The organism is Halobacillus halophilus, from assembly GCF_020171985.1.
Classification (GTDB): Bacteria; Bacillota; Bacilli; order Bacillales; family Halobacillaceae; genus Halobacillus; species Halobacillus halophilus_A.
In genome coordinates this window covers 70,921-94,410 of sequence record NZ_JAIVAL010000005.1, presented here as the reverse complement: position 1 = coordinate 94,410, position 23,490 = coordinate 70,921, and the positions used below count along the sequence as shown (strand labels likewise).

Below are 23,490 nucleotides of genomic sequence, written 5' to 3'. Positions count from 1 at the left end.
ACATAAAGGGGAAATGAAGATTGGGTATAAAAACAGAATCTGTTAGGAAAGCGCACGAATCCATTAACCAAGTGATATTAGGGAAGGGAGAGGTTATAGAGTTGTTGTTTACAGCAATACTTGCAGATGGTCATGTTCTGCTGGAAAGCGTTCCAGGGTCTGGAAAGACGAAATTGGCCAAAAGTTTTGCGAAGATCATGGATGGTAAGTTTAGCCGTGTCCAATTCACACCGGATGTTCTTCCCAGTGATGTGACGGGGATTCAATTTTTTAACCCAAAAACACAGGAATTTGAATTAAGAAAAGGACCTGTTATGACGAATATTTTATTGGCAGATGAAATAAATCGGGCCACGCCTAAAACCCAGTCCAGCCTTTTGGAGGTGATGGAAGAAAAACAGACCACAGTAGATGGAGAAACGTTACGAATTGCGCCTCCATTATTTGTAATCGCTACTCAGAACCCAATCGAGAGCAGTCAGGGTACCTTCCCGTTACCAGAGGCCCAACTCGATCGATTCTTGTTTAAGATAGATATGGGCTATCCGTCAGCCGAAGAAGAAAGAAACATTTTGCGTACCTATCAACTGGATGAACCTATGGATACGTTAATGGCTGATCTACATACTGAAGATGTTTTGACTTTGCGCGAAGAAGTAAAAAAAGTGACGATTGCTGAGGATACGATGAACTATTTATTGGATCTTGTACGTTTAACGCGGCATAATCACGATATTGAATTAGGAGTAAGTACTCGTGGAGCATTAGTTTATATGAGGGCCTGTCAGGCTAAAGCATTACTCAATGGGAGGAGTTATGTGACTCCTGAGGATGCAAAAGAACTGGCTCCTTATGTATTTGAACATCGTATTGTCCTTTCAATGGAGGGGTCAATTCGAAAAACGAATTCTCAAGTGGTAAGTGAACTTATAGAACAAGTACCCGTACCTGTGGAAACGGGAGATATACGGTGAACCAGTGGAAGAAAGATCTTGGGTATGGAAACCACAAGTATTATGATTTTCTTTTAGCGATGATCTTATTGACTGGAGTATTAAGTCTTTTTCTCAATCAATCCAATCTGCTGATACCCACTAGTTTACTCGTAGTTATTGCTCTAGCGAGTAAATGGTATGATGGATACAGTGGGGCATCACTGAAACTTTTTAACCATAGAACTTCAATTAGGTTATTTCCTGGAGAAGATACATCGCTGCATTTCCGATTTAGAAATAATTCAAAAGCTCCTGTCCTAAACGGGCGATTATCTTTTGAGAGTAACTCGAACATTAAGGCTGATAGTTCTATTACCAGAAAGAGTTCGAAAGGCCATCAATATTCACTTCCACTTTCATTAATGAGCGAAGGAGAAAAGGAAGTAAGACTTCCAATCAAAGCCGTGAAGCGCGGGGTTACAAAAATTACGGATATTCAATATCGTTTTCCGCATTTAATAAAATTCACTTCAATATCTATGAAGTTTCTGCCACATTATGAGACGGAGATCGTAATTTACCCTAATCAAATGACGGTATATGGAATGGAAGAAGTATTTCAAATAGCACCTGGTCAAAAGAGGGCATCATTTTCCCCATTTGAGGATTTACTTACTCCTGTAGGAACCAGAGATTATGTATCTTCTGATCCGTTTCATCGTATTCACTGGAAAGCAAGTGCTAAAACAGGCACGCTGCAAACTAAAGTTTATGAACGCGAAGCAGATATTAGCTGGACGATTGTTGTAAATGTAACGCAGCAAACCCGACTGGGGAACGAACACATATCGGGAAACCTAGAAAATCTATTATCTTATGCAAGCTACCTTTGTTATTTTGCTGCACGAAATAACTACGATTTTGAGCTATTAGTCAATATGAGGAGACCGCATGAAAAACCATTCTTTTTTCAACCTGAAGGCAGTGGAAATCAACAATTAAAGGATTCTCTGGAGTTACTGGCGCGGATTCAAGTTAGCCAGTTATTTATGCCAGTGGAAGAGCTGATGCACCGGTTACACCACAATCTTTACAAGAAGAAAACGATTATTTTTGTAGGAGATATACCTGAACATACTTATCGATACATTAAAGAATGGAACCGGAAAGGTTTGAAAGTATTTCAAGTCCAAGTAGAAGAAGGCCAAGCTATCTTGGTGCCTTTTTCTTATAGGGGAGCATCTGTATGATTAGTGGAAATAAATTAACCGTCATGTCCTACCAATTTGTAAGTGAAGGTCTGGCTTTTTTCTTTTTACTATTTCTTATGGGAAGATGGAGCTGGATTTCTCTCCAGGTACCTCTTCTCCCCTTTATAACAGTCATTATCTTGTCACTTTTATTCTTCCTTGGGTCCTCCAAGCTATCTTCCAGCTTCGTTCCCTTCATTATTGTAGCTGTATTAGTAGCTGGGATAGCTGCAGTAATGGGAGTCCCGCTGGTTTTTAGCCTCATGCTTTCCGGCTTTCTGGTTTGGCGTTATCTGTTGCACGAGCAGGAACCCGATCGGGAAAACGAACGATTTATACTTTTGTTTACAACGATTACGGCTTTTGTATGTATGCTTTTCTTTGCCCAGACAGAGATTATTATAATCTTAGCACTGCAATACGGTGTGATTATTCTTGGTTATTTTTTCTCTCATTACATAGAGGTTTCCAAAAGTGATCGAAAAAAAGGGAAGAAGAAATTAGTAATTCTGTTATTTGGTTTCTTCGCGGGTGCTTCTATTTTATCAGCATTGTTTCAACCTCTAAGGTTATTCATTACAGGTTCATGGCAGGCAGTTTCCATGGTGTTTTTAAAAGGGATTCAGGGTTTTTTCTTTATAGTAGAGCTTACGGGAATTGAGGTATCTGAAATTGAGCCTTCAGCGACATTTAATCAGGACCAGGAGAGCAGTGAAATGCTGCGTGATTCTAATGAACCTCTTTCTTCAGCAGACAGTGAACCCTCCCAGCAATTAACAGAGGCTGCACAGGCTGGAACGGTTATCCTACTAATTATTGGTATTATTCTCGTTTTGTATATTATGTACCGTCTAAGAAACAACAAAAGTACTGATCCAATAGATAAACAAATGTTAACTTATAAAAGCTATGACCTACATTATACCGATGAGGAGCATGAATCAGATTGGAGGTTTAGACGAAGCCCTGCTGACGGTCCAGTAAGAAAACAGTTCTTGCAATTTGAGCGTTATGCTCAAAAATGCGGGTATGGCCGTAAGTATAATGAGTCCCTCCAAAATTGGTTTGACCGTATAGGGATTAGTGCAGAGAACCTCCATTTATATAAGAAAGTCCGTTATGGAAATGAACAGCTTTCGAACGAAGAGACCTCACTATTTTATGATGAAATTAGAAAATTAAAAAAACAATTAGCTGATAAAGAAAATAACGAATAACAAATAAAATTGTTTGATTAGAGTTTAAGCGGACCAATTTCAGGTAACATACTTCCTAGAAGTTAATTTAGCACTTGAAAGGAGTCGCTGTTTTATGGATTTAAACAAAGAAATTAAAAAACTAGAACATATTCATTTAGAGAAACCACAAAAAGTATTTTCAATGTATTTAAACACCGACCCTTCTGACCCGGAGCAACAAGGCGGGGAATGGAAGATACACTTGAAAAATGGATTAAATAACTTTGAATCTTATCTTCAGGAAGATGGAGATTCAGACGAAAAACGAAATTATTGGGCGGTGAAAGAAAAAGTAGAACAGTTCATTGAGGAAAATGAACAGCACTTTGCCAAAAGTGTGGTTCTATTCGCTACAGCGGATGATACTGTTTGGTTTGCTGAGCGTTTCCAAATGCCTGTTAAAACAGAATTTTATTGGGAGGAAACTCCTGTACTTGATCAATTAAAAGAGATGCGTCAATCCTTCCCTAAAACGGGAATCGTATTAACTCAGAAACAACAAATTAAAGTTATTGACGCAGAACTAGGCATGTTGAATGATACTCAAATCTTTGAACTTGATTTGAATACAGAAGACTGGAGACAACACCAGGGTCCTCACCGTGCCCAGCCATCTATGGGATCTGGCGGAGCGAAATCTTCCCAGGGAGATGAGTATAAAGAACGCTTTGAACATAACCGTTACCGTTGGTACAAGAGCGTTGCTCCTAAGATTGATAAGCTAGCTAAGAAATATGAATGGGAAAGATTTTATCTTGTCGGTGATAAAGAAGAACTTAAAGATTTACAGGATAATATGAACAAAGAAGCTGAAGATATGGTTAACAAAAACCTGCTCGATCATGAAGAAATGCATGTAATCGATGAAGTTATTAAATACTAAGTTAGATGTATAAAAACACCGGGCACTGCCCGGTGTTTTTTTTAATATCTTGTTTTATCAGTCAGGTACTCCATGATCAGCAACTTATCCAATGCCTCATTACCAATTCGAAATCCTTTCCGAACATGCTGTTTCACGGATTGATCTACAAATTTTTTTGCTTGATCTGTATCCTTAAAATCTACAAATGTTTGATTTCCCGTTAATACAAACAGCATATTTGAATAGGCAAACTCCATACCTGCCAGACGAGATTTTTGACTGGTTCTTGATTGATTCCTACATGTTTCTGAGAATAATATTTCAGCTTTAACCCTGCTAAGATTATTTAGAATAAATTCTTTCAACAGCTTTGCCTCCTCAAGAAGTGTGCTATAATACGCCTTCGCTAAACATAAGATTAAACCCTTCGGTGTATTTTGATTTCTTTTCATATTTATTGTCAGTTTAAGTCGGTCAAGGTGAAAAGGTACAAGCTAAGAGTGATCTATTATACATACATTTCATTAGTATGATAAAATAGTATTCATTGAATAAGAGCATAGATTGGGGATTTTTAAATGTTTGTAGTTGACTCAACTGTAGAAGTGCCTGAGCATAAAGCGGAAGAATTAATTAATATATATAAAAAGCGATCTCGTCTGGTTGATCAGGCTGAGGGATTTATATCTTTTCAACTACTTCAAAAAGAGCGAAAACCCGGTGAATTAACTGTGCATTTGGAATGGGAATCTAAAAGTGCTTACTTGAATTGGGCACGAAGCGATCAGTTTAAGAAAATTCACGAGTTGGAACGTCAATATCCTGATCAGGAATTGCAGGGCATTGTTCCGAAAGTTTCCAAATATGAGGTGGTTGCTCGATGAATAAAATTGAGCAAGAGTGGTTGGTAACTCAAGTAGTTACAGAGATTTATCATGATTATCCATACCTTTGGGAAAAGTTTGGTCAGCATGGTAGAGATCGAACGGAAGAGGACAATTATCATCACCTTGACCATTTAAAGACCGCCTATGAAATGGGAGATGGTGCATTTTTCATAGATTATACAGAATGGTTGAACAGTGTTTTGACGGCAAGAGACGTTGGTACGAGTTTAATCATAGATAACTACGAACGATTGATAAGATTATTGAAGCATTCAGATTTTGCGGCTTCATATGAAAAAAATGTATATATTGAGTTTTTGCAGCAAGCCTTAGATTATTTACGTACTCGTTCAGAATAAAGAGGTGAACTCGTGTGAGTGAACAACACAAACAACTAGCCCAGTACTTCTTAGATGGAGACGAAGATGGGGCGTTAAACTATATGGAAGAGCTAATGAAGGTTCATTCTAGAGCATTCCTATATGAAGAAATTATTACCCCGGCTATGTATTATATTGGGGAATTATGGGAACAAAATAAAATAACTGTAGCTGACGAGCACTTAGCCACGGCAATTTGTGATTTTTCTTTATCCAGATTAGAATCCGAACTCACTCCGATTAAAGGAAAGCACCAGAAACATTATAAAGCTCTGCTGTTCGGAGTTGAAGATGAGCAGCATTATATTGGTCTGAAGATGGTTGCGGACACATTTAAAGAGCAGGGCTGGAGAGTAAGATACCTTGGTCCGAATTTATCAATGGAGCATTCAATGAGTCAAATTGAAAAATTCCGGCCCGATGTTATTGGGTTATCAGCTGCTTTGTCTTATAGACTGCCTGCGTTAAAAAAAGTACTCCATCGTTTCATGGAATTGGAGTGGAAGCCTCTAATTATGATTGGCGGGCGTATGGCTAAGAAGTTTCAATTGGATGAGTTCGAATCCGCACAGGTTATGGTCGTTAAAGATTTAAATCATTTATATCAGTGGTTTAATGAAGGAAGGGAAGGCGCAATAAATGAAACAAGTTGAACACGTCTTCCCACTGCCTTATTATCGTATCAATAAAAACTTCTATATATATGCTTATTCAAAAGAAGCATATGACTTGCATGGTATGAAAGAACAATTGCTTGATATTTTTGATGAAGCAAGCCTCTCAAAAATAAAAGAGACGGTGAGACCAGAAATAAAAAAAGCTTCCCTGGAAGTACATTTAAAACCTTTTGAAAAGCAGGACTCTATAAAAACGGCTGATATGTACGTTTCGTGGGAGAATGATTTATATGCTGAAGTGCTATTACACGTAAAAGACGAGCGACTGTCCAAAGTTACTCAGACACTAACTCAACTTCGAAGCCGTCTAAATGAAACAAATTTTGAGCTTCTTGAAGAGAAGGAGAAATTAGAAGAAGCGATTGAGCAAAGTAATCGTTTATCTGCTCCTTTTATTGTGCTTTCGTTAGATACAGCGTTGATCCCTTTGTTTGGGGATATTACCAAAGAAAAAATGTACGCTGTAGAAGATAGTTTGCTGAAGTCCTCTCAGAGAGAAGGGATTGATCGACTGCTATTTGATTTCACAGCAGTAGGTGAATTTAACAGGGATGGTATTCATGTTCTAACCGATATGATGAAGTCTTTATTTTATATGGGAGCGGAAATAATTATTATTGGCATCCAGCCGCATCAGGCAAAACAGCTGAATGACCTAAAGCTTCCGCTGGAAATAAATTATATGCACTCGCTGCAGCAGGCTGTAGCCAAATACTGTGCACAATAGCCCCCTCGATTTCTAAAAAAAGAAAAATCGTGGGGGTTATTTATAGATCACATCATCATGAGCATAAAGGGATGATAAGACCGCTCACCATCATTTTGAAATAACAATTCCATTCCTGTATAAACTCAAATAAAGAGAATGAGTAAGAGGCCAGCCACAGTTAATATAAGCGAAGTTCCAGCATAAACTAATCCTTTCATCCATTGGCCTTTTTCAATTAAATAAAAGACCTCGTAGCTGAATGTAGAATAGGTAGTATAGCCTCCACAAAATCCAGCAGCCAATAGGAGCCAAAGCCCATCACTCAGACCAACTATTTCCTGCAGGCGAAATAAAATCCCCAGTAGTAATCCTCCGGTAATATTAGCAGCTGCTGTACCTAAAGGATAATCACTTTTACCGTTCAAGCGAGTACTTACTTCAAATCGAGCTACGGCACCCATCATCCCACCAAAAAATACGAGCAAAGCATTCAATTAAACCACTTCTTTCCCAACTGGGACCCAAGAATGGTCATAATACCGCCAAGTAGAAGCGTCCCTAATATGTAGATTAAAGCTAAATAAGTGTTCGCAAAAAATAATTGTACAAATTCAGAAGTGAAGGCTGAAAATGTAGTAAAAGATCCAATAAATCCGGTCGTTACAGTCTTCTGTAAAACACGAGCTTTTGTAAAAAAATTTGTGAAGAAATGATACATAAAGCTTAAGAGAAAACAACCTAGCATATTTACTATAAATGTTCCATAAGGAAGGGCGCTATGGGAAGGAAGCAGATTCGAAATAATATAACGTAAACTTGAGCCCGCTCCACCTCCGAATGCGATACCTAAATAGATGTACTTTCTCATCATGAAATCTCCTTACCATAATAAAAAGGGAAACCCAGTATTGATTAGCTTAAGTGGATTTATCCAACTCCCTTCAGTTTATATTTAAAAATGTTTTATGTCAGCCTTTATAATAGAAGCTTCTGAAAAATTCAATCCTCAGATGTTATTCCATTGCAAAATTGTGGAATAGTAAATCTAAGAGTAGTTAAATGATAAAAGGTTTAACTCAATACTCATAATGTATTCCAGTTATTAGAAGAAAACGAAAGGGTGTAAAAAAATGGATCTAACATTAGAAGTAAATGGTATGAGTTGTGAACATTGTGAAAAAACAGTAAAAGAATCTCTTGAAAAATTAGAAGGGGTTCACGGAGTAGAGGTACATTTAAGCAGTGGAAAAGTAGACGTTATGTATGACGAAGCTTATGTATCTAAAGGCATGATGAAGGAAGCAATCGAAGCACAAGGATATGAAGCAGTAGGTTAATCTTAGACACCCGGCTATTAATAGCCGGGTGTCTCGTTTTTTGTCATGGGCTTTATGAAACTATGTTGAGTCTTTTGGAAGTATAACTAGTTAACTCATTAGCTATCTTAAAATGAGAAATTTATTGTACGGTGTATGGAAGCTGCGATTTATAGCCGCTAAATTGCTGATACGATTGCTGCACTTTTTGCTGCTGCTCCTGTTCAACAGCATACCAGCCGTTTTTGAACATGAGATTATATAAATTACGCTGACAATCTTGGGTTTCTTTAAAAATAGTTGCAAGATCCTGATAAAGTGACTGATTACTCGCTTCATTTAAAGCAATGTTATAAGAAGCGGTCATGTACTTTTCCGTGGTTAATTGGTCATTTAAAAAGTCACGCTCATTCATCTGAGGTGTTTTAGGGACGGATGTCTCGGGATTTTGAATTTTGCTTGATGTTTGATTCAATTGGAGAACCTCCATTCATTAATTAGGTTTTTGGGTTTGAGTATCCAGGTGAGTCAGGATTTTATTGTAATGTCGTTGATGCATCTGTCCAGCTTCTTCTAAAGCTGATTGGATTTCAGGAGTTTGACAGTTCTGAGCAAAAAAGTGAGCTTTTTTGCAGGCATTCAAATTCCATGAAAGCATATCCGTAATGTAAAGCTGGTCTTTGGTGCTTACGACTTCTGGGACTTGCGCCATCGGTTGAGCCTGCTGCATAGAAGACGGTTGGTTTTGTTGCTGTTGCATAATATATCTACCTCCTTTAAAAAGTCTTTTGTAGTATTCCATAAAAGTAATTTTCTATCATAAAATAAACCCATATTTATGGAAAAACATACAATATTCGAAGCGTGAAGCATTGATTATGTACCCATTTATCTTAAAAGATGATAAAATAAGAGTATGTTTTCGTTTACAAAACTTAATTTTCTTACATTTATTTATGGATAAAAGAGATAAAATTGGTAGTAGGGGGATGTGTGATGGAACAAATATTACGAAATTTCTTTTTGTTTCTCTCAAAAAATCGTTTCTTTACAAAGTTAGCTAAAAGATATGGCCTCCGATTCGGCGCTGGTCGATTTGTAGCAGGTGAAACGATTCCAAATGCAGTTGATACCATTCAAAAGCTTAATGATAAAGGAATGTCAGTAACCATCGACCACCTGGGAGAGTTTATTGATAGTAAAAAAGAAGCTAGGGAAGCAGCCGATGGGTGCATCGAAGCTATTAAAGCTATAGGTGAGCATCACCTGGACTCACAACTTTCATTAAAACTTACATCTATGGGTCTTGATATCTCAGAAGAACTCGTAATGGAGAATATGCGCCGCATTCTGGATGTGGCTGAGAAAGAAGACGTATTTGTAACGATTGATATGGAAGACCATGATCGCTGTGATAAAACGCTTGAGATTTTCAAGAAACTGCGAGCTGATTACACTCACATTGGTACTGTCCTGCAAGCCTATCTTTATCGAGTGGCGGAAGATGTGGAAGATCTCAATCAATATAACCCAAACCTCCGCTTAGTGAAGGGAGCTTATAAAGAGTCACCGAAAGTTGCGTTTCCTGAAAAGAAAGATGTGGATGAGAACTATAAAAAGATTATCAAAATACACCTTTTAAATGGAAACTATACAGCTGTTGCGACCCACGATGATGCTATTATTGAATACACGAAACGGTTAGTGGAAGAGAATAATATATCTAATGACCAGTTCGAATTTCAAATGCTTTACGGGATTCGTGTCGAAAGGCAGGAAGAGCTTGTGAAAGAGGGGTATAAAATGAGAGTGTATGTCCCCTATGGCAATGATTGGTATGGATATTTCATGCGACGTTTAGCTGAACGTCCGGCGAACGTAGCCTTTGTGCTGAAAGGTGTCCTTGGAAAATAAGGATCTGCAAAGACCGTGTCATGACAAGAATTTGCTGTGACACGATCTTTTTTTTGAATATAATAAACGATAAGGGCCTATTCAGAGGTGTTAATCATAAGAAAGACTTTGGCGTGTGAGTGATAATCCTGCCGTTATAATGGACACAGTTGCAAAGAGTATAATATACAGACCAGCTTTTTTTCTTGTTCTAACTGAGTAATTATTTTTTCCATTCTTCCTTTTAAACGAAATATTTCCATCATATTGTAGAAAAAGGATTGCGAAATGTCAGAAAATAATTTATATTAGTATTAGATACGAACTTAGCAACATTTATTTTTTTGGTTACAAAATGAATGAGTATTCATTCAAATGGATAGGGGGACATAGTATGAATCGTAAAATAAAGCGTGCAGCTGTTTTGGGATCTGGTGTCATGGGGGCCGGAATAGCCGCACATTTAGCCAATATTGGAATTCCAGTACTTATGCTCGATGTTACTCCTCGCGAATTGAATGATCGTGAGAAAAAGCAGGGTAAGACACTTGAAGATAAAGCGGTGAGAAACCGGATAGTATCAATGAATAAAGAGGCACTAAAAAAACAAAAACCTTCTCCGATTACTAGTAAAGCGAGCCTGGATTTAATTGAAGTCGGCAACATGAGTGATGACATGGAAAAACTCAGTGAAGTTGACTGGATTATCGAAGTAGTTGTGGAAAATTTAGATGTTAAAAAGAAAGTGTTAGCAGAGGTGGATCAGCATAGAAAGAAAGGAGCTATCGTAAGTTCCAATACATCAGGAATCTCCATTGAAGCCATGTCTGCCGAGTGCAGCGAAGATTTTCAAAAGCATTTTCTAGGCACTCACTACTTTAATCCGCCTCGTTATCTGAAGCTGCTTGAAGTAATTCCAACCGAAGCTACGGATCCTGAAGTTCTTGAGTTTATAAAAACGTTTGGGGAGGACGTACTTGGTAAAGGCGTAGTGGAAGCTAAAGATACACCGAATTTTATAGCGAACAGAATTGGGACCTATGGGCTGCTTGTAACGGTACAGAAAATGCTTGAAAAAGGATTCAGCGTTGGGGAAGTTGATTCTGTCACCGGTCCAATGATAGGCCGTCCAAAGAGTGCTACTTTCCGAACATTGGACGTAGTTGGGCTGGATACTTTCATTCATGTAGCCAATAATGTTCACGATCAAGTAGAAGGAGAAGAGAAAAAAGCTTTTGAAATACCTGAATTTATGAATCAGATGCTTGAAAAAGGCTGGTTGGGTTCTAAAAGCGGTCAAGGTTTTTTCCTGAAGCAAAAAAGTAAGGATGGCAGTGAAATCCTGCAGTTAAATCCAGAGACCATGGAATACGAAACAAGAGGAAAATTGAAGACAAAAGCGACAGAAATGGCTAAACAGGAAAAAGGATCAGGGCGCAAACTAAAAGCATTAGTAAATGCTAAAGGTGATCCAGCAGGAGATTTAATCTGGTCCATAGTCAAACCTGTGCTTCTTTATTCCGCTGAGTTGTATGGAGAAATCGCTGACGATGTTCCATCTATCGATGAAGCGATGCGCTGGGGATTCGGATGGGAAATGGGACCATTCGAAATGTGGGATGCCATCGGGGTTCAAGCTTCCGTGAGCCGAATGAAGGAAGATGGTGAAAACATCCCTGCTTGGATAGAAGATATGCTTAATGAAGGTTTTGCTTCATTTTACAAATCTGAAAATGGAAACGTTTACTTTTATCACAATACCGATTATAAGCAGCAGGTATTCAATAAGAAAAATATCAATTTAAAAAGAGTGAAAGAAACTAAAAACGTGATCAAAAAGAATGCGGGAGCAAGCTTAATAGATATAGGAGACGATGTGGCCTGTCTGGAATTCCATTCCCAAAGTAATGCGATCGGGCTGGATATTATCCAAATGATTAACTTTTCGATAGATCACGTTGATCAGCACTACAAGGGGCTGGTCATAGGAAACCAAGGTAAAAACTTCTGTGTGGGTGCAAATCTTGGGATGATGCTTATGGAAGCTCAGGATTATAACTTTTTTGAAATTGAAATGGTAGTTAAAAACTTCCAGGATGCACTTATGAAAGTGAAGTACTCTGACAAACCAGTTGTTTCAGCACCGTTTGGAATGACGCTTGGTGGAGGTGCAGAAGTCTGTCTTCCATCTGATGCTGTGCAGGCATCGCCGGAAACTTATATGGGACTGGTAGAACCGGGAGTTGGACTGATTCCGGGAGGCGGAGGAAATAAAGAGCTTTACATGAAGCATCTTAGAAATATTCCTGAAGGGGTAGACTTTGATCTTCAAAAAGTAGCCAACAATGTTTTTGAGAAAATTGCGATGGCTAAGGTATCTACTTCGGCTGAAGAAGCTCGAGAAAATGGTTTTCTTGATCAGCTGGATGCTATTAGTTCAAATGGTGATCACTTGCTGTATGATGCTAAACAGAAGGTGATCGGTCTGGCTGATTCAGGTTACACAGCACCTAAAAGAACAAAAGTCCCAGTGGTTGGAGAACAAGGATATGCCACCATGCTGTTAGGTGCCAAATCACTATTGCTAAGTGGATATGCAAGTGAACATGACTTGAAAATCGCTGAAAAACTGGCATTCGTTCTTGCAGGGGGCCGGTTAAAAGAAGGTTCACTTGTAGATGAACAATACTTATTAGACCTGGAACGCGAAGCCTTTCTAAGTTTAATCGGAGAACCAAAATCACAAGCGCGGATGCAGCACATGCTGATGAAAGGAAAGCCGCTTCGTAACTAATTATTAAAGGGGGAAGAACCGTGAAGGAAGCAGTCATTGTTGCGGGAGCACGGACACCAGTGGGCCGCGCCAAAAAAGGAGCGTTTGCCCACACGCGTCCTGATGATCTTGCCGCACTAACCATAAAAGAAACATTAAAAAGAGCTGGTAACTACGAAGGAAGCATTGATGATGTCATTATTGGGTGTGCTATGCCTGAAGCAGAACAAGGTATGAATATGGCACGCAATATTGCTGGGCTCGCCGGGCTCCACCATAAGGTTCCGGCCATTACTATTAACCGCTATTGCTCTTCAGGACTTCAAAGTATTGCTTACGCCGCGGAGAAAATTATGCTCGGGCACAACGATACCGCCATCGCCGGTGGCGCAGAGTCTATGAGTTTAATTCCTATGGGCGGACATGTGATTAAGCCGAATATTGAATTGGTCAAGAATGCTCCAGAGTATTATATGTCGATGGGTCATACGGCAGAGGAAGTAGCAAGGCGTTTCGAAATATCAAGAGACGATCAAGACGCCTTTGCTGTACAAAGTCATGAACGTGCGGCCAAAGCGATTCAAGAAGGGAAATTCAATGATGAAATCGTGCCGGTAGAGGTAGAAGACAGGGTTCTAGGCGCTGATAATAAAGTGAAAGAAAGTAAAAAAATGGTGTCTATGGATGAAGGGGTGCGCCCTGGTACTACCAAGGAAGTCCTTGCTAAACTGAAGCCTGCCTTCTCGACAAAAGGATCAGTCACTGCTGGGAACTCATCGCAAATGAGTGATGGAGCAGCTTCTGTTCTCGTAATGGATCGTGAGAAAGCAGAAGCTGAAGGTTTAAAACCTTTAGTGAAATTCCGTTCCTTTGCAGTAGCAGGGGTTGAGCCCGAAATTATGGGGGTAGGGCCAATTGAAGCAGTACCCAAAGCACTGAAGATGGCAGGGCTGAGTATTCAGGATATTGGCTTATTCGAATTGAATGAAGCGTTTGCCTCACAATCCCTCCGTGTTATACGTGAACTTGGACTTGATGTAGATAAAGTGAATGTTAACGGGGGAGCAATAGCTTTAGGTCATCCATTGGGATGCACGGGTACAAAACTGACGTTAGGATTAATTCATGAGATGAAAAGACGCAATGAGCAGTTCGGTGTCGTAACGATGTGTATTGGCGGCGGTATGGGAGCAGCTGGAGTCTTTGAGTTACTATAAGAGGAGGAAGAACAAATGAGTGAATTAAAAGAGATGATTAAGGGCGGCGGATTCATGGTGGAGGATTTATCGGCTGAGGATGTTATCACGCCTGAAGATTTCACAGATGAGCATATGATGATTGCTAAAACAGCTGAAGATTTTGTGTTAGGTGAAGTCGTTCCAAAGATTGATAATCTGGAAAATCACGAATTTGAGCATTCTGTAAAATTGCTGAAGCAGGCGGGTGAGCTTGGATTACTTGGTGCAGATGTGCCGGAAGAGTACGGTGGTCTTCAATTAGATAAAATTAGTTCTTCTTTAATTACAGAGAAATTTTCTCGTGGTGGCGGATTTTCTGTTACTCATGGAGCACATGTAGGTATTGGTTCACTGCCTATTGTGTTTTTCGGTAATGAGGAACAAAAGCAAAAATATCTGCCTGTACTGGCTACAGGTGAAAAGATCGCAGCTTATGCTCTGACAGAACCGGGCTCAGGATCAGATGCCCTGGGAGCCAAAACGACTGCGAAACTTAACGAAGCAGGCACTCATTACGTCTTGAACGGCGAAAAACAATGGATTACAAACTCTGCATTTGCAGACGTATTTGTCGTTTATGCGAAGATAGATGGAGACAAATTCACAGCCTTTATCGTTGAAAGAGAGTATCCAGGTGTTTCAACAGGACCGGAAGAGAAGAAAATGGGAATTAAAAGTTCATCTACACGTACGCTCGTTCTTGAAGACGCCGAAGTTCCTGTTGAAAACGTTCTTGGAGAGATTGGACGCGGGCATGTCATTGCTTTTAACATCCTGAATGTAGGACGATACAAATTAGCAATTGGAGGAGTTGGGGGAGCGAAGCGGGCTGTAGAACTTTCCGTAAAGTATGCGAAAGAGCGCAAACAGTTTAAGACCCCAATTGCAAGCTTTCCACTTATTCAAGAAAAGATTGCTTCCGTGGCCTCAAATACCTATGCCAACGAAAGCGCAGTATATCGAACTGTAGGGTTGTTTGAACAGAGTATGGGCAAACTGTCTGAAGAAGAACTTAAAGATGGTGCAGCAGTGGCTAAAGTCATTGCTGAATACGCAATAGAATGTTCATTAAACAAGGTATTTGGAACAGAGTTACTGGATTTTGCTGTCGATGAAGCTGTTCAAATCCACGGTGGATACGGATTTATGGCAGAATACGAAGTTGAAAGATTGTATAGAGATTCCCGTATTAATCGTATATTTGAAGGAACAAACGAGATTAACCGGATGATCGTTCCGGGAACGCTTCTTAAAAAAGCGATGAAGGGTGAACTTCCATTGCTTCAAAAAGCGCAGGCTCTTCAGGAAGAAATTATGACGCTTATGCCAGAAGAACCAGGTATCGAACCTCTGGAGCAGGAGAAATATTTATTAAAGAACGCTAAGAAAATTGCTTTGCTTGCAGCTGGTTTAGCTGCCCAAAAATATGGTGAGAAAATTGAAAATGAGCAAGAGGTTCTTGTTAATATTGCCGATATTACAGGTGAAATATATAACATGGAGTCTGCTATTTTAAGAACGGATAAAGCTTTACAGAAAACCGGTGAAAGTAAAAACGAATTGAAGCTTCTTTATACGCAAGTTTACACGCAAGAAGCATTTAACCGAATCGAAGCCCATGCGAAGGAGACGTTGATCGCTGCTGAATCAGGTGATTCTCTCAGAATGATGCTTGGTGCACTGCGAAAGCTAACTCGACACACTCCAATTAATGTAATTGCTAAGAAACGAGAAATAGCATCAGCACTCATTCAAGCAGAAAAGTTTGTCGTATAAATTCATATTATCCCTGCTTTGATCGTCCAAAGCAGGGACTTTTTTTCTCTATGACATCAGGATGGTCATTAAATTCGGTTAACCGATGAAATAAATATCTTCATTATGGTAAAATATAATATATCAACTGTAAGGAGTGATAGTTATGCCGGTAACCTTTTATTGGTACCCCAAGTGCGGGACTTGCAAAAAAGCTCAACAATGGCTGGATGAACAAGGGATAAATTATACCTCCATACATATCGTGGAAGAACCCCCGACTACTGATGAACTGGTAAAACTAATCAGTAGAAGTGATCTTCCTGCTCGTAAGTTTTTTAATACGAGTGGTAAAAAGTATAGAGAATTGAATATGAAGGAAAAACTGAAGGATGCTACTCAGGAAGAAATGGTTGAATGGCTTGCTTCAGACGGCATGTTAATTAAAAGGCCTATTGTCACAGATGGAAACAAGGTCACTGTTGGTTTCAAACCTGAGAATTTTCAGGAAGTGTGGGGCAGTGAGCAGAACATTGGAAATAAAAGCAGCTAGCTTTTATGTTTGTAATTGTCATAAATCATATTTAATTTAGTGGAGGGATTTCAATGAGTGTACCAAAAGATCTGCGTTACTCTGAAGAACACGAATGGGTTAAAGAAGAAGGCGGAAAAGTCCGTATTGGAATTACAGACTTCGCACAATCTGAACTTGGGGATATTGTATTTGTAGAGCTCCCTGAAGTAGGTGACGAACTGGAAGCAGATGAGCCGTTTGGCAGTGTAGAGTCTGTGAAAACTGTCTCAGAATTGTATGCTCCCTTAAGCGGTAAAGTTGTTGAAGTGAATGAAGAGCTTGAAGACAGCCCTGAATTCGTAAATGAATCTCCGTATGATAAAGCATGGATGGTTATTGTGGAACCAGGCGATTCTTCTGAAATGGATGAATTAATGTCTTCCGATCAATATGAAGAAATGATTAATGAAGATTAAAGTTCAGCATTTACCATGAGCAATTGTACAGGCAGGGCTACATATAATCCTTGTCTGACATGATCGTGTACCATATTAATCATGTTCAGACCATGCCCCTTTGGCATGGTCTGTTTCTATATAGTGGGTGATAGAAAATGGATGGAGAAAGAATCGTAATTGTAGAGGGAATAACGGATAAGCGCAAAATTAAGAAAATCCTTGCGGAGGACATAGAAATCATTTGTACTCATGGAACACTTGGGATCGAACGTATGGAGGAAATGATCTATGATTACAATCTCGACGAGCGCAGGGTGTATATTCTTGTGGATGAAGACGACTCCGGTTATAAGTTAAGAAAACAACTTTCAGCAGAACTGCCCCATGCCATACACATTTATATTGATAAAGCATTTCGGGAAGTGGCCGCCACTCCTGAGCCCGAGTTAGCAAGAGCCTTATTAAATAGACACTTTAACGTAAAGTCCATTTATCTCATTTAGGAGGATCATAGTGCAGGAAATAGATAACAAGACAGCAGGCCATGAGTTAGAAGAACAAAACATTGGATTAACATTCATCCATACTCCTTTTTGTGGAACCTGCCACCTGGCCAGAAAGATGCTTACGACTATTGAGGTCACATATAACAGGGAGTTATTTAATGAGTGCAACGCTTCATTGCATCCTGACCTAATGAAAACGTATCAAATTAAAAGCGTCCCCTGTCTCCTGGTAACCCACCATGGAGAAACAGTAGAGAAGATTTATGCATTTCATTCAGTTCCTTTTATGTACGATAAGCTCTCTGAATATGTAAAAAAATAAATGAATTACCCGCTAAATGACGAACGATTCTTCGTTATTTAAGAAGGGAAGGCTCCTCCTTATCAAGAATTTATTTAACAAATAAAGGAGGAGTTAACTATGATGGAATTCATTCAAGATTGGGTAAAACAAGTGAATCAGAGAACGGATCTTTTGCCTGCTTGGCGCGAGCGCACGCTTAACGTTATGCTTCTGGTTGGCAGTCTTAAAGTTTCCATGTTTATAGACCAGTCAGGCGTACATCTGAAAACAGATCATCAGGATAATGCGCATCATGACATTCGGCTGCAATCTTCCAGTAGGATTATGAAAACTTTATTTGCCGGAGAACAAAAGTTGACTTCTCTTCCCCAAACCACAGTTAAAGTTCAAGGGGCGTACCGGAATATATTATTTATAGAATCACTTCTATTATTGGCTAAATAAGTTCACCAAGAGATTCTACTATGGATAAGAAATCTGCCTTATCCCCGAATTGTGAATGAATAAAACCATCCTGGTTAATTATAACGGTGGTAGGTACCCCGTCGCTATTATACGAATCGTAGGTTGCTCGTCCTTGGTCTTTGAGAGCCGGCTGAGATAAAAACTTTTCCGCATATTCTTCTGCCTCAGCTTCGCTTCGTTCACGCCCTGCTACATTTATAGTTATCATTTTTATTTTCTCATGATCCATTGTTTTATAAAGCTGTTCTTTTTTAGGTAAGTCTTTCCCGCTATCAGGGCACCAGGAGGTCCAAAAAGTAAGTACAATGACCTTTCCCAGATCTTCGTTAGTATTATAAGTTCCTTCCTTATTTATATACGGAAGTTCGAAACTTGGTGCATTCCTCAACGCAACCACTCCTTATTTGTTGACTTAATTTATAGGCCCATGCTAACATAATCATTAATTTAATAGCGACATCTTTACTTATCCAGAGAGGCGGAGGGACTGGCCCGTTGATGCCCGGCAACCGGTTCATGCAGATGAACACGGTGCTAATTCCTGCAGAGTATTTTACTTTGGTAGATGAGAAGAGCGTTATAAGCGAACTCTTCTAAATAGGGAAGAGTTTTTATTTTGTCGAATTTACATGAATATTATCAAGTTGACACGAAATTCTAACAATGCTAGAATCCTGTTTATAGTACGTACATGTATTAAAGTGATAATAAATTAATATAACGAAATCTCTTATCCAGAGAGGCGGAGGGACTGGCCCATTGATGCCCGGCAACCGGCAAGCTTAGACTTGGCAAGGTGCCAATTCCTGCAAGGTAATTCCTTGTGAAGATGAGAGAACAGATAAAGATTGTTACGATAACCTTTCTGTTCTCAAGCAGAGAGGTTTTTTTAATGGAGGGAAGACGACATGATTTCAATTAAAGGCTTATCCAAAGTCTTTCGCACAAAACACCAGGACGTCCGTGCCGTCGACGACCTTAGTCTACAGATAAAAAAGGGAGAGATTTACGGGGTCATTGGTTATAGCGGTGCTGGTAAAAGTACGTTTATTAGGTTGCTAAACCGACTGGAAGACCCAACCGACGGCAAGGTCACCATCGATGATCAAGAATTAACTTCCTTAAACAAAGGGAAGCTGCGGGAGGCACGTCAGGAGATTGGTATGATTTTTCAGCATTTTAATCTCTTGTGGTCTCGAACCGTTCACGATAATATCGCTTTTCCACTTGAAATAGCTGGAGTACCTAAAAGCGAAAGAACCAAACGGGTTAATGAATTGGTAGACCTGGTTGGCCTTAGTGGACGAGGTAATTCCTACCCGTCTCAGTTAAGCGGCGGACAGAAACAAAGAGTAGGAATCGCTCGTGCGTTAGCAAATAAACCGAAAGTTCTTCTTTGTGATGAAGCGACATCAGCTCTTGATCCAGAGACAACGGACTCCATTCTTGATCTATTAGTAGATATTAACGAGAAGCTTGGACTGACAATTGTACTCATCACTCATGAAATGCATGTAATCCGTAAGATCTGCCATCAGGTAGCCGTTATGGAACAAGGTAAAATTGTGGAACAGGGAGACGTGCTTGATGTTTTCCTTTATCCGAAAGAGCAGGTTACCAAAAAGTTTGTCGATCAGGTAATGGGAGACCCTGAACGCGAACATTCCCTTCAACTCATTAAGGATACCTATAAAACTGGGGAAATTCTTCGTCTTCACTTCGTAGGTGAGAGCACTAATCAGGCTTTAATTAGTGAAGTGTCCAGAAAGTTTGTGGTAGATGTAAACATATTACACGGAAAGATCACCCAAACCCAAAAGGGTGCGTACGGAACAATGTTTGTTCAATTCCTCGGCGATAAAGAAGAAATTACGCGTGCGATTGAATATATTCAATCCACCTCTGTAGAAGTGGAGGTGAGTCCAGATGATTAATCAATTTTTCCCCAACGTCACTATGGAGGATCTGGTAACAGCTACTAATGAAACACTTTACATGACACTTATTTCTGTAGCCGGGACGTTTATTTTAGGTTTACTGTTAGGTTTGCTTTTATATTTGTCAGGTCCTGGAGGTCTTTGGCAGAACAAGATATTAAACTGGATAACTGCTTCAGTCGTCAATATATTCAGGGCGATACCTTTTATCATTTTAATTCTGTTATTATTCCCATTTACTGATTTTCTGATTGGCACAATTCGAGGTCCTAAAGCGGCACTTCCTGCGTTAATTATAGGTGGCGCACCATTCTATGCACGGCTTGTCGAGATTGCCTTAAAAGAAGTAGATAAAGGTGTCATTGAAGCAGCTAAATCGATGGGTTCTAAATCTTCTACTTTGATTTTTAAAGTGCTGCTTCCGGAGTCAATGCCAGCACTGATTTCTGGGATCACTGTTACAGCTATAGCATTAATTGGCTACACTGCGGTGGCGGGAGCAATCGGTGCAGGTGGATTAGGTGACTTTGCTTATTTCTATGGCTTTCAGCGCAGCGACTTTGATGTTGTTTTCATTTGCACGATTCTTATCGTGATTATTGTTTTTATTTTCCAATTTATCGGGGACTTTGTTTCGAGAAAATTGGATAAAAGATAAAATTTCTAAATTATACTAAAAGGGAGAGAGTATTCATGAAAAAAATAACACTCGGTATTTTTACTTTATTATTAATTATCCTTTTATCAGCATGCGGTTCATCAGATGAAGGAAACTCAGGTTCGGAAGATAGCAGCGGCGACGGCAGTTCTGAAGAAGGAACTACTGAAATAGCTGTAGGAGCCACAAGTGTTCCACACGCAGAAGTACTTCAAGAAGCTAAACCATTGCTAGAAGAGAAAGGAATTAACCTTACCATTGAAGAATATCAGGACTACGTGCTTCCTAATCAGGACTTAGCAGAGGGAAGAATTGATGCAAACTACTTCCAGCACATCCCTTATTTAGAAACACAAATGCAGGAAAATGATTATGACTTTGTAAATCTTGGCGGTATTCATATTGAACCTATGGGTATTTACTCTCAAAATATTTCAAGTGTTGATGAAGTTCCGGAAGGCACTACCCTGGTGATGAGCCGTTCAGTAGCTGACCATGGAAGAATCCTTTCGCTTCTTGAACGCGAAGGCCTGGTAAAATTAGATGAAAGCGTAGATAAGGTAGATGCTACAGTAGACGATATTGTTGAAAACCCGAAAAATCTTCAATTTGACTCCGGAGTAGATGCAGCGACATTACCTGAGATCTACAAACGAGAAGAAGATGCTCTAGTAGCGATTAATACAAACTACGCTATTGAAGCTGACTTGAACCCAAGTGAAGATTCATTGATCCTTGAAGGCTCTGAATCCCCTTATGTAAATGTGATCGCAGCCCAGAGTAAAGATGAAGACTCTGAAGCACTGCAAACATTGGTAGAAGTATTACGTTCAGAAGAAATTCAAACGTTCATGAAGGAAGAATATAATGGAGCTGTAGTGCCTGTAGATGGCAGCTCTGAATAACGGATAAGATAAGTGGCTGCGGTTTATACTAACTGCAGTCACTTATTTTTATTGGGAGGTTAGAATGCGATGCAAGAACAACAAATGAATTGGACACAGACTTATTTGCATGATTATAAAGAAGGTATGGGTGATTTTACTGAGAAAATGCCAGAAGTCGCTCATCAATTCAGTGAATTTACAGAAGCGTGTTTCAAAGAAGGCGAGCTTTCTAAAAAGCAGAAACAATTGATGGCACTTGGAATAAGTATAGTAGCTCAAGATGAATATTGTATGATTTATCACACAAAAGGTTGTGTCGATCAGGGTGCAACAGAAAAGGAAATCCTGGAGGCCTGCGGTGTAGCAGCTGCCTTTGGCGGAGGCGCAGCTTTGAGTCAAGCTGTAACGTTGGTTCAGGATGCGTATATGGATTTAAATTCCAGTGTTAATTAGTTTGAATAGTTAGAAAATTAAAGGAAAACTGATGTATTCATATGTACTGGCCGAATCAAGCGCTTTCATCGAAATGAATCAAGTAGAATCAGATATTTCAGGGTTTATACCTGTTTGTGCAGGGGTAAAGATCTATGGTACTCTGAATTGTGTAAATAATCTGAAAGGGTTGATTCGTTATTAGTGACCAACTGAATTTAAATTACACTGCTGAAATGGAAAAAGCCATGCATCAGGCTCATAATCTGAGTTATGCCGAGTACAGCAGCAAGTTGGATACACGTTTGAAAGTAGAAGAAAAACGCCAGAAAGAATTTGAACAGGGCCAGAAGATGTTTGCTCAACTAGATCGTCAATTGCATAGATAACTTAAGCAAGGAATCAGGTGATCTTTAGTCACCTGATTTTTTCGTGTTATAATAATGTAGAAACAAAAAAATTTCACTCATAAATTGTTGAAAAATCGGCTCATTTCCACTGGAAGGAAAAAGTTGATATCACTTTCTAAATGATATAAGATTATAATGAGAATAAATTGAGAATGGTTCTACTATCTACAATAAATAAACCCATTCCATTACTATAGATACTGGAGGTATTAATTATGGCAGGATCAACTTTAGAAATTAAAGATCTTCACGTGGAAATCGAAGGTCTAGAAATACTTAAAGGTGTAAATCTTACAATTAACGGTGGTGAATTCCACGCAGTTATGGGACCAAACGGAACAGGTAAATCTACTCTAGCCTCCGCTATTATGGGACACCCTAAATATGAAGTAACTCAAGGTGAAATCTTATTAGACGGTGAAAACGTCCTTGAAATGGAAGTGGATGAGCGTGCACAGGCAGGACTTTTCCTTGCTATGCAGTATCCTAGTGAAATCAGCGGTGTAACTAATTCCGATTTCCTGCGTTCTTCTATTAATGCTCAGCGTGAGGAAGGCGACGAAATTTCTCTTATGAAGTTCATTAAAGACATGGACTCTAAGATGGAAACTTTGGATATGGATAAGAACATGGCTCAGCGTTATCTGAACGAAGGATTCTCAGGTGGCGAGAAAAAACGTAACGAAATCCTTCAGTTAATGATGATTCAGCCAGCTATTGCGATTCTTGATGAAATCGATTCTGGTCTCGACATCGACGCTCTTAAGGTTGTAGCTAAGGGGATCAATGAAATGCGTAACGATGCATTTGGCTGCTTAATCATTACTCACTATCAGCGTCTTCTAAACTACATTACTCCTGATAAAGTACACGTAATGATGCAAGGCCGCGTAGTTAAATCCGGCGGTCCTGAGCTTTCCCAACGTCTTGAAGAAGAAGGTTACGACTGGATTAAGCAAGAATTGGGAATCGAAGACGAAACAATCGGTCAAAAAGCGTAACT

Annotated in this window: 30 protein-coding genes and 2 riboswitches; of the genes, 24 read left to right on the top strand and 6 right to left on the bottom strand. The window is 39.4% G+C overall.

Annotated features, from left to right (window positions below; translation table 11 throughout):
* Positions 1-20: 20 nt before the first annotated feature.
* The 4 genes from LCM11_RS10375 (at position 21) to LCM11_RS10360 (ending at position 4,306) form a co-directional block, all read left to right on the top strand.
* Positions 21-974 (top strand): AAA family ATPase, encoded by a 954-nt coding sequence (locus LCM11_RS10375; protein WP_224894169.1) that lies wholly within the window; start codon positions 21-23, stop codon positions 972-974.
* Positions 971-2,185: a DUF58 domain-containing protein gene (locus LCM11_RS20505; RefSeq protein WP_224894168.1), complete on the top strand. Its 1,215-nt coding sequence runs from the start codon at positions 971-973 to the stop codon at positions 2,183-2,185. Before LCM11_RS10375 ends, LCM11_RS20505 begins: the two co-directional genes overlap by 4 nt.
* Positions 2,182-3,402, top strand: coding sequence for a hypothetical protein (locus LCM11_RS10365; protein ID WP_224894167.1), 1,221 nt, complete (start codon positions 2,182-2,184; stop codon positions 3,400-3,402). Before LCM11_RS20505 ends, LCM11_RS10365 begins: the two co-directional genes overlap by 4 nt.
* A 94-nt stretch (positions 3,403-3,496) precedes the next feature.
* Positions 3,497-4,306, top strand: a complete 810-nt coding sequence (locus LCM11_RS10360) for a VLRF1 family aeRF1-type release factor (RefSeq protein WP_224894166.1) — start codon at positions 3,497-3,499, stop codon at positions 4,304-4,306.
* 41 nt (positions 4,307-4,347) lie between these two features.
* On the opposite strand, the gene LCM11_RS10355 is transcribed toward LCM11_RS10360, so the two are convergent.
* The gene (locus tag LCM11_RS10355; RefSeq protein WP_224894165.1) at positions 4,348-4,653 is read right to left on the bottom strand and encodes a hypothetical protein; all 306 of its coding nucleotides are present in this window, start codon (positions 4,651-4,653) and stop codon (positions 4,348-4,350) included.
* 213 nt (positions 4,654-4,866) lie between these two features.
* Here LCM11_RS10355 and LCM11_RS10350 point away from each other — a divergent pair, with 213 nt between their 5' ends.
* The 4 genes from LCM11_RS10350 to LCM11_RS10335 are packed head-to-tail and all read left to right on the top strand — an operon-like array spanning position 4,867 to position 6,959.
* On the top strand, positions 4,867-5,172 hold the full coding sequence (locus LCM11_RS10350) for an antibiotic biosynthesis monooxygenase family protein (protein WP_224894164.1): 306 nt from the start codon (positions 4,867-4,869) through the stop codon (positions 5,170-5,172).
* Positions 5,169-5,534: a hypothetical protein gene (locus LCM11_RS10345; protein WP_224894163.1), complete on the top strand. Its 366-nt coding sequence runs from the start codon at positions 5,169-5,171 to the stop codon at positions 5,532-5,534. Before LCM11_RS10350 ends, LCM11_RS10345 begins: the two co-directional genes overlap by 4 nt.
* 14 nt (positions 5,535-5,548) lie before the next feature.
* Positions 5,549-6,208 (top strand): B12-binding domain-containing protein, encoded by a 660-nt coding sequence (locus LCM11_RS20500; protein ID WP_224894162.1) that lies wholly within the window; start codon positions 5,549-5,551, stop codon positions 6,206-6,208.
* A complete protein-coding gene (locus LCM11_RS10335; protein ID WP_224894161.1) occupies positions 6,195-6,959 on the top strand; it encodes an STAS domain-containing protein in 765 nt (254 codons plus the stop codon). Before LCM11_RS20500 ends, LCM11_RS10335 begins: the two co-directional genes overlap by 14 nt.
* Before the next feature lie 125 nt (positions 6,960-7,084).
* Here LCM11_RS10335 and crcB (LCM11_RS10330) read toward each other — a convergent pair whose 3' ends face one another.
* A complete protein-coding gene (crcB, locus tag LCM11_RS10330) occupies positions 7,085-7,435 on the bottom strand; it encodes a fluoride efflux transporter CrcB (RefSeq protein WP_224894160.1) in 351 nt (116 codons plus the stop codon).
* On the bottom strand, positions 7,432-7,809 hold the full coding sequence (gene crcB, locus LCM11_RS10325; protein WP_224894159.1) for a fluoride efflux transporter CrcB: 378 nt from the start codon (positions 7,807-7,809) through the stop codon (positions 7,432-7,434). The genes crcB (LCM11_RS10330) and crcB (LCM11_RS10325) overlap by 4 nt, the downstream gene beginning before the upstream one ends.
* Positions 7,810-8,071: 262 nt before the next feature.
* Between crcB (LCM11_RS10325) and LCM11_RS10320 the strand changes: the two genes are divergently transcribed.
* A complete protein-coding gene (locus tag LCM11_RS10320) occupies positions 8,072-8,278 on the top strand; it encodes a copper ion binding protein (protein WP_014644180.1) in 207 nt (68 codons plus the stop codon).
* Between the two features lie 121 nt (positions 8,279-8,399).
* On the opposite strand, the gene LCM11_RS10315 is transcribed toward LCM11_RS10320, so the two are convergent.
* Together LCM11_RS10315 and LCM11_RS10310 are read right to left on the bottom strand one after the other, a co-directional pair.
* Positions 8,400-8,747, bottom strand: coding sequence for a spore coat protein (locus tag LCM11_RS10315; RefSeq protein ID WP_412098142.1), 348 nt, complete (start codon positions 8,745-8,747; stop codon positions 8,400-8,402).
* A 3-nt stretch (positions 8,748-8,750) separates the two neighbouring features.
* A complete protein-coding gene (locus LCM11_RS10310; protein WP_014644178.1) occupies positions 8,751-9,017 on the bottom strand; it encodes a hypothetical protein in 267 nt (88 codons plus the stop codon).
* Positions 9,018-9,253: 236 nt separating this feature from the next.
* Here LCM11_RS10310 and LCM11_RS10305 point away from each other — a divergent pair, with 236 nt between their 5' ends.
* The 9 genes from LCM11_RS10305 to LCM11_RS10265 all read left to right on the top strand — a co-directional run bounded on the left by LCM11_RS10305 (position 9,254) and on the right by LCM11_RS10265 (position 18,142).
* Positions 9,254-10,171, top strand: coding sequence for a proline dehydrogenase family protein (locus tag LCM11_RS10305; RefSeq protein WP_224894157.1), 918 nt, complete (start codon positions 9,254-9,256; stop codon positions 10,169-10,171).
* Positions 10,172-10,544: 373 nt separating this feature from the next.
* A complete protein-coding gene (locus tag LCM11_RS10300; protein WP_224894156.1) occupies positions 10,545-12,944 on the top strand; it encodes a 3-hydroxyacyl-CoA dehydrogenase/enoyl-CoA hydratase family protein in 2,400 nt (799 codons plus the stop codon).
* Positions 12,945-12,964: 20 nt separating this feature from the next.
* Positions 12,965-14,140: an acetyl-CoA C-acetyltransferase gene (locus tag LCM11_RS10295; RefSeq protein WP_224894155.1), complete on the top strand. Its 1,176-nt coding sequence runs from the start codon at positions 12,965-12,967 to the stop codon at positions 14,138-14,140.
* A gap of 15 nt (positions 14,141-14,155) precedes the next feature.
* Positions 14,156-15,937 (top strand): acyl-CoA dehydrogenase family protein, encoded by a 1,782-nt coding sequence (locus LCM11_RS10290; RefSeq protein ID WP_224894154.1) that lies wholly within the window; start codon positions 14,156-14,158, stop codon positions 15,935-15,937.
* Between the two features lie 145 nt (positions 15,938-16,082).
* The gene (locus LCM11_RS10285) at positions 16,083-16,469 is read left to right on the top strand and encodes an arsenate reductase family protein (protein ID WP_224894153.1); all 387 of its coding nucleotides are present in this window, start codon (positions 16,083-16,085) and stop codon (positions 16,467-16,469) included.
* A 53-nt stretch (positions 16,470-16,522) separates the two neighbouring features.
* The gene (gene gcvH / locus LCM11_RS10280; protein ID WP_014644172.1) at positions 16,523-16,906 is read left to right on the top strand and encodes a glycine cleavage system protein GcvH; all 384 of its coding nucleotides are present in this window, start codon (positions 16,523-16,525) and stop codon (positions 16,904-16,906) included.
* A 137-nt stretch (positions 16,907-17,043) separates the two neighbouring features.
* Complete coding sequence (locus LCM11_RS10275) at positions 17,044-17,391, top strand: toprim domain-containing protein (RefSeq protein ID WP_224894152.1); 348 nt, start codon at positions 17,044-17,046, stop codon at positions 17,389-17,391.
* Between the two features lie 10 nt (positions 17,392-17,401).
* Positions 17,402-17,716, top strand: coding sequence for a thioredoxin family protein (locus LCM11_RS10270; protein ID WP_224894151.1), 315 nt, complete (start codon positions 17,402-17,404; stop codon positions 17,714-17,716).
* 99 nt (positions 17,717-17,815) lie between these two features.
* Positions 17,816-18,142 (top strand): hypothetical protein, encoded by a 327-nt coding sequence (locus LCM11_RS10265; RefSeq protein ID WP_224894150.1) that lies wholly within the window; start codon positions 17,816-17,818, stop codon positions 18,140-18,142.
* Here the strand turns inward: LCM11_RS10265 and LCM11_RS10260 are convergent.
* Complete coding sequence (locus LCM11_RS10260; protein WP_224894149.1) at positions 18,135-18,560, bottom strand: TlpA family protein disulfide reductase; 426 nt, start codon at positions 18,558-18,560, stop codon at positions 18,135-18,137. The two genes, LCM11_RS10265 and LCM11_RS10260, sit on opposite strands and share 8 nt — an antisense overlap.
* A gap of 66 nt (positions 18,561-18,626) precedes the next feature.
* A riboswitch (SAM riboswitch) is annotated at positions 18,627-18,735 on the top strand.
* 155 nt (positions 18,736-18,890) lie between these two features.
* A riboswitch (SAM riboswitch) is annotated at positions 18,891-18,999 on the top strand.
* Positions 19,000-19,071: 72 nt separating this feature from the next.
* Between LCM11_RS10260 and LCM11_RS10255 the strand changes: the two genes are divergently transcribed.
* From LCM11_RS10255 to sufC, 6 genes are all read left to right on the top strand, one after another.
* Positions 19,072-20,097: a methionine ABC transporter ATP-binding protein gene (locus LCM11_RS10255; RefSeq protein WP_224894148.1), complete on the top strand. Its 1,026-nt coding sequence runs from the start codon at positions 19,072-19,074 to the stop codon at positions 20,095-20,097.
* A complete protein-coding gene (locus LCM11_RS10250) occupies positions 20,090-20,758 on the top strand; it encodes a methionine ABC transporter permease (protein ID WP_224894147.1) in 669 nt (222 codons plus the stop codon). The genes LCM11_RS10255 and LCM11_RS10250 overlap by 8 nt, the downstream gene beginning before the upstream one ends.
* Positions 20,759-20,793: 35 nt before the next feature.
* Positions 20,794-21,663, top strand: a complete 870-nt coding sequence (locus tag LCM11_RS10245) for a MetQ/NlpA family ABC transporter substrate-binding protein (protein ID WP_224894146.1) — start codon at positions 20,794-20,796, stop codon at positions 21,661-21,663.
* A gap of 69 nt (positions 21,664-21,732) precedes the next feature.
* A complete protein-coding gene (locus LCM11_RS10240) occupies positions 21,733-22,098 on the top strand; it encodes a carboxymuconolactone decarboxylase family protein (RefSeq protein ID WP_014644164.1) in 366 nt (121 codons plus the stop codon).
* A 227-nt stretch (positions 22,099-22,325) separates the two neighbouring features.
* Positions 22,326-22,466 (top strand): hypothetical protein, encoded by a 141-nt coding sequence (locus LCM11_RS10235; protein WP_173380435.1) that lies wholly within the window; start codon positions 22,326-22,328, stop codon positions 22,464-22,466.
* Between the two features lie 236 nt (positions 22,467-22,702).
* On the top strand, positions 22,703-23,488 hold the full coding sequence (sufC, locus tag LCM11_RS10230) for a Fe-S cluster assembly ATPase SufC (RefSeq protein WP_089751755.1): 786 nt from the start codon (positions 22,703-22,705) through the stop codon (positions 23,486-23,488).
* The last annotated feature ends 2 nt before the right edge of the window (positions 23,489-23,490 follow it).

Excerpts from the sequence above, each read along its gene's own strand:
- LCM11_RS10365 (WP_224894167.1), top strand. The coding sequence starts at position 2,182 with ATGATTAGTGGAAATAAATTAACCGTCATGTCCTACCAATTTGTAAGT.
- LCM11_RS10360 (WP_224894166.1), top strand. The coding sequence starts at position 3,497 with ATGGATTTAAACAAAGAAATTAAAAAACTAGAACATATTCATTTAGAG.
- LCM11_RS10350 (WP_224894164.1), top strand. The coding sequence starts at position 4,867 with ATGTTTGTAGTTGACTCAACTGTAGAAGTGCCTGAGCATAAAGCGGAA.
- LCM11_RS10345 (WP_224894163.1), top strand. The coding sequence starts at position 5,169 with ATGAATAAAATTGAGCAAGAGTGGTTGGTAACTCAAGTAGTTACAGAG.
- LCM11_RS10335 (WP_224894161.1), top strand. The coding sequence starts at position 6,195 with ATGAAACAAGTTGAACACGTCTTCCCACTGCCTTATTATCGTATCAAT.
- crcB (WP_224894159.1), bottom strand. The coding sequence starts at position 7,809 with ATGAGAAAGTACATCTATTTAGGTATCGCATTCGGAGGTGGAGCGGGC.
- LCM11_RS10320 (WP_014644180.1), top strand. The coding sequence starts at position 8,072 with ATGGATCTAACATTAGAAGTAAATGGTATGAGTTGTGAACATTGTGAA.
- LCM11_RS10315 (WP_412098142.1), bottom strand. The coding sequence starts at position 8,747 with ATGGAGGTTCTCCAATTGAATCAAACATCAAGCAAAATTCAAAATCCC.
- LCM11_RS10310 (WP_014644178.1), bottom strand. The coding sequence starts at position 9,017 with ATGCAACAGCAACAAAACCAACCGTCTTCTATGCAGCAGGCTCAACCG.
- LCM11_RS10305 (WP_224894157.1), top strand. The coding sequence starts at position 9,254 with ATGGAACAAATATTACGAAATTTCTTTTTGTTTCTCTCAAAAAATCGT.
- LCM11_RS10300 (WP_224894156.1), top strand. The coding sequence starts at position 10,545 with ATGAATCGTAAAATAAAGCGTGCAGCTGTTTTGGGATCTGGTGTCATG.
- LCM11_RS10290 (WP_224894154.1), top strand. The coding sequence starts at position 14,156 with ATGAGTGAATTAAAAGAGATGATTAAGGGCGGCGGATTCATGGTGGAG.
- LCM11_RS10285 (WP_224894153.1), top strand. The coding sequence starts at position 16,083 with ATGCCGGTAACCTTTTATTGGTACCCCAAGTGCGGGACTTGCAAAAAA.
- gcvH (WP_014644172.1), top strand. The coding sequence starts at position 16,523 with ATGAGTGTACCAAAAGATCTGCGTTACTCTGAAGAACACGAATGGGTT.
- LCM11_RS10275 (WP_224894152.1), top strand. The coding sequence starts at position 17,044 with ATGGATGGAGAAAGAATCGTAATTGTAGAGGGAATAACGGATAAGCGC.
- LCM11_RS10265 (WP_224894150.1), top strand. The coding sequence starts at position 17,816 with ATGATGGAATTCATTCAAGATTGGGTAAAACAAGTGAATCAGAGAACG.
- LCM11_RS10255 (WP_224894148.1), top strand. The coding sequence starts at position 19,072 with ATGATTTCAATTAAAGGCTTATCCAAAGTCTTTCGCACAAAACACCAG.
- LCM11_RS10250 (WP_224894147.1), top strand. The coding sequence starts at position 20,090 with ATGATTAATCAATTTTTCCCCAACGTCACTATGGAGGATCTGGTAACA.
- LCM11_RS10245 (WP_224894146.1), top strand. The coding sequence starts at position 20,794 with ATGAAAAAAATAACACTCGGTATTTTTACTTTATTATTAATTATCCTT.
- LCM11_RS10240 (WP_014644164.1), top strand. The coding sequence starts at position 21,733 with ATGCAAGAACAACAAATGAATTGGACACAGACTTATTTGCATGATTAT.
- LCM11_RS10235 (WP_173380435.1), top strand. The coding sequence starts at position 22,326 with ATGCATCAGGCTCATAATCTGAGTTATGCCGAGTACAGCAGCAAGTTG.
- sufC (WP_089751755.1), top strand. The coding sequence starts at position 22,703 with ATGGCAGGATCAACTTTAGAAATTAAAGATCTTCACGTGGAAATCGAA.